At 69.3% G+C, this 3,505-nt stretch carries 5 protein-coding genes; 2 read left to right on the top strand and 3 right to left on the bottom strand.

Annotated features, from left to right (window positions below; translation table 11 throughout):
* The first annotated feature begins 311 nt into the window (after positions 1 to 311).
* A complete protein-coding gene (locus ACWDA7_RS51380; RefSeq protein ID WP_450614937.1) occupies positions 312 to 962 on the top strand; it encodes a dihydrofolate reductase family protein in 651 nt (216 codons plus the stop codon).
* 186 nt (positions 963 to 1,148) lie between these two features.
* Here ACWDA7_RS51380 and ACWDA7_RS51375 read toward each other — a convergent pair whose 3' ends face one another.
* The 3 genes from ACWDA7_RS51375 to ACWDA7_RS51365 form a co-directional block, all read right to left on the bottom strand.
* On the bottom strand, positions 1,149 to 1,712 hold the full coding sequence (locus ACWDA7_RS51375) for a Clp protease N-terminal domain-containing protein (protein WP_450614935.1): 564 nt from the start codon (positions 1,710 to 1,712) through the stop codon (positions 1,149 to 1,151).
* Positions 1,712 to 1,921, bottom strand: coding sequence for a helix-turn-helix domain-containing protein (locus tag ACWDA7_RS51370; RefSeq protein WP_040248424.1), 210 nt, complete (start codon positions 1,919 to 1,921; stop codon positions 1,712 to 1,714). The genes ACWDA7_RS51375 and ACWDA7_RS51370 overlap by 1 nt, the downstream gene beginning before the upstream one ends.
* Positions 1,922 to 2,103: 182 nt before the next feature.
* Positions 2,104 to 3,069 (bottom strand): zinc-binding dehydrogenase, encoded by a 966-nt coding sequence (locus tag ACWDA7_RS51365; RefSeq protein WP_359395818.1) that lies wholly within the window; start codon positions 3,067 to 3,069, stop codon positions 2,104 to 2,106.
* Positions 3,070 to 3,320: 251 nt separating this feature from the next.
* On the opposite strand from ACWDA7_RS51365, the gene ACWDA7_RS51360 reads away from it, so the two are divergent.
* Positions 3,321 to 3,505 (top strand): hypothetical protein (locus tag ACWDA7_RS51360; protein ID WP_450614932.1); only part of this gene is annotated, 185 nt, incomplete at its 3' end.

Raw genomic sequence — 3,505 nt, 5'->3', positions numbered from 1 at the left:
CAGCAGACAGTCGAGCCATCGACGCAGGAAGAACCCCCTGGCCACAGGGCTAGGAGCTCGGCGAGGCTCAGGGGAACCCGTGGGATGTCGCACAGACAGCTGCCCGCGCGCATCCGACAGTCCCACCTCCGCTCGACACCGCACTGGCAGGCACAGGGACGCCACCGAACGACGCACGTGAACTTCTCACGCCGGGCACGCCTTGGAAAAAAAATTAGGGGCCGCTGTCGATCCGGCCACATCCCGTTCGACGACCTGATGTGGGGCACTTCGCCACACGAGGTTGCGACCAGGACCTGATGAGGAAACACATGGATCAGCTACTGAGACTCATGAACTTCAACGTCTCAAGTGACGGGATCGGTGCCGGTGAGCACCAGCACCAGAGCTTCGAGAATCCGTTCGGCCTCGCCAATGCTGAGAGGCTGTTCGCCTGGGCCGGCGCCACGGCGAGCTGGCCCAACCGCACCGACCCCGGAGGGAGCCGTGGCCTCGACGACTACTTCACGCGGGACTTCGCACACAACATCGGCGCCGAAATCATGGGCCGCAACAAATTCGGCCCCCAGCGTGGGCCCTGGCAGGACCATGACTGGCGCGGCTGGTGGGGTGACGAGCCCCCGTTTCGCACCCCGGTGTTCGTCATGACCCACCACAAGCGTCCTTCGATCACGCTCTCCGACACCACGTTCCACTTTGTCGACGGCAGCCCGATCACGGTCCTCGAACAGGCGCGTGAGGCGGCGCAGGGCAAGGACGTCCGACTCGGCGGCGGGGTCACCACCGTCCGACAGTTCCTTGATGCCGACCTCATCGACACCCTGCACGTAGCGGTCTCGCCGGTGAGGCTCGGGTCCGGCCTGCGCCTCTGGGAGTCGCCCGATGAACTGCTCGACCGGTTCCATCTCGAGGTCGTGCCCAGCCCGAGCGGCGTGACGCACCACCTGTTCTGGCGAAAATGACGCGAGGGACCACTCGGGAATCTCAGCACGGCCCATGCGCGGGTTTCAGCAATTGAACGCGTAGTCGTGGGCGAGCTCCCCCGACAGACCGCGGTACTCGCCCACAACCGTCAACCAGCCGCACGGGCAGCGGACCTGCTTGGCTGCTGTGCGCCGCAAGGGCAGCACCCCGCCGGGAGACGCGCCTCACCCGGCCTGTGCCGCTCGCCCACCCCACAGCACGCGCTCGACGCCGGCGTGGGTCACTCCATGGTCGGCGAGGACCTCGGAGGGGATGCCGGGGCGGAGGGTCAGGGCGAGCAGCAGGTGCTCGTCGCCGATGTGCCGGTCGCCATGAGCGAGGGCGGTGCGCAGAGAAGCGGTCAGGAGCTCCCTGGCGCCCCGGTCGAACGGACGGCGTCCGGCTCGCCGTGCGCTTCCAGCACGGCCGGTGGCCAGCGCGCCCTCGCCATGCGTCTCCTCAACCCGGGAGACGATCTCCGCGAGGTCGATGCCGAGCCCGGCGAGGGCATCGGCGTCGGCCCGGGAGAGGCCGCCGCGGCGGCGTGCCTCGGCGAGCTCCCGCACCACCGCCTCGCGCCGCCCGGTGAGCCCGAGCGACGCCAGGGCGAAGGCGGCCCGGCTACCCTCGCGGTCGAGGAGGGCGAGCAGCAGATGTGCTTCCTCGACGCGCGCCTCACCGGCCCGTTCACAGTGCTCGACCGCTCCGGTGACCACGGCGCGGGCGTCCTTGGTGAACCGTTCGAACATCACTGCCTCCCGTACTTCTTGTGCACGGCCTGCCTGCTGACTCCGAGTTCCGCGGCGATCTCCTGCCACGACCAGCCCTGGTTGCGCGCGCTGCGCACCTGCACCGCCTCCAGCTGCTCCAGCAGCCTCCGCAGCGCGGCGACGGCCCGCAGCCCGATCCGTGGATCACGATCGCCCGCGCGCTCGGCGAGATCCGTTGCTTCGGTCATGATGTCAACTTAGGTTGACATGCGGAGCTTGTCAACCCTGGTTGACAAGCCATGACCTGAAAAACCCGCGGCGGGCTCGGAAGATCCGAGCCCGCCGCGGGCCTACAGCTCACAGCTGACAGCTATCAGCTGACAGAGGAAAAGGTCGCGGCCGTCGGGTGGGCGGCGGACCAGAGCGGCGATCAGTTCCCGGTCAGCACGATCTTGCCGAACTGCTCGCCCGACTCCAGGCGTTCGAAGCCCTCACGGGCGCGGTCCAGCGGAAGGACTTCATCGATGACGGGACGCACTCCGGTGGCGGCGCAGAAGGACAGCAGGTCCTCGAGTTCGTCCTTGGTGCCCATGGTGGAGCCGACGACCTTCAGTTCCAGGAAGAAGATGCGGGTCAGTTCGGCGTGCGAGGGACGGTCGCCGCTGGTGGCACCCGAGATGACGAGGGTGCCGCCGGGCCGCAGCGACTTCACCGAGTGGGACCAGGTGGCGGCGCCGACGGTCTCGATGACGGCGTCCACCCGCTGGGGCAGCCGTGCTCCCGACTCCAGTGCCTCCACGGCGCCCAGTTCGAGGGCACGCTTGCGCTTGGCCTCGTCACGGCTGGTGGCGAAGACCCGCAGCCCTGCCGCCTTGCCGAGCGCGATCGCGGCGGTCGCCACACCGCCGCCGGCGCCCTGGACGAGAACGGAGTCACCGGGACGGACGCCCGCGTTGGTGAAGAGCATGCGATACGCCGTCAGCCACGCGGTGGGGAGGCAGGCAGCCTCCTCGAAGGAGAGTTCCTTGGGCTTGGGCAGCAGGTTCCATGTGGGCACGGAGACCTGTTCGGCGAAGGTGCCCTGGTAACGCTCGGTGAGGATGGAGCGGGGTTCGTCGGGGCCGACGCCGTGACCGGTCTGGCCGATGACGGAGTGGAGGACGACCTCGTTGCCGTCCTCGTCCACGCCGGCCGCGTCGCAGCCGAGGATCATCGGGAGTTTGTCCTCGGAGAGGCCGACGCCCCTCAGGGACCAGAGGTCGTGGTGGTTCAAGGAGGCGGCCTTGACGTTCACGGTCGTCCAGCCGGGCCTGCGCTCGGGAGCGGGACGCTCTCCCAACTCCAGGCCGGTCAGGGGTTGGTCGCGGTCGATACGGGCGGCGTAGGCAGCGAACATGACCTTGACGATAGGCTCCGCGGTTGCCGTAGGGAACCTGGCCCGACTGTGACGCGTGTCCCCGAGGGGGCGCACTGCTGTCGTACCGCGGACCGGAGCGGGAGAGATGCCCGGGATGGCACGGGCGGTGTAGGGACGTCTCCCGCCGATTTCGGCAGTGCGCCGGGAAGACCGGACCCGGAAGATCACCCGCGCGAACAGACGGCCCCAAGGGCAAAAGGGGAGGTTGCGGACACAAGCCGCTCGGGCACGTGGGCGACCGAACGAACCCGCACCAGGTGGCCCGTAACCCGGACCCTGCCCCGCAGGGGTGGGCGGGCTCGCACGCGAGCCCGCCCACGCGGCGGAGCTATCGGCGCGCGACTCCCTCGGCCCGGGCCGCAGCGGCGACCGCCGCCGTCACCGCCGGGGCCACCCGCTCGTCGAAGGGCGACGG

This window comes from Streptomyces sp. NPDC001156, from assembly GCF_053598275.1.
Note: the sequence above shows the minus strand (reverse complement) of the source record. Positions and strands in the feature narration are given on the sequence as shown.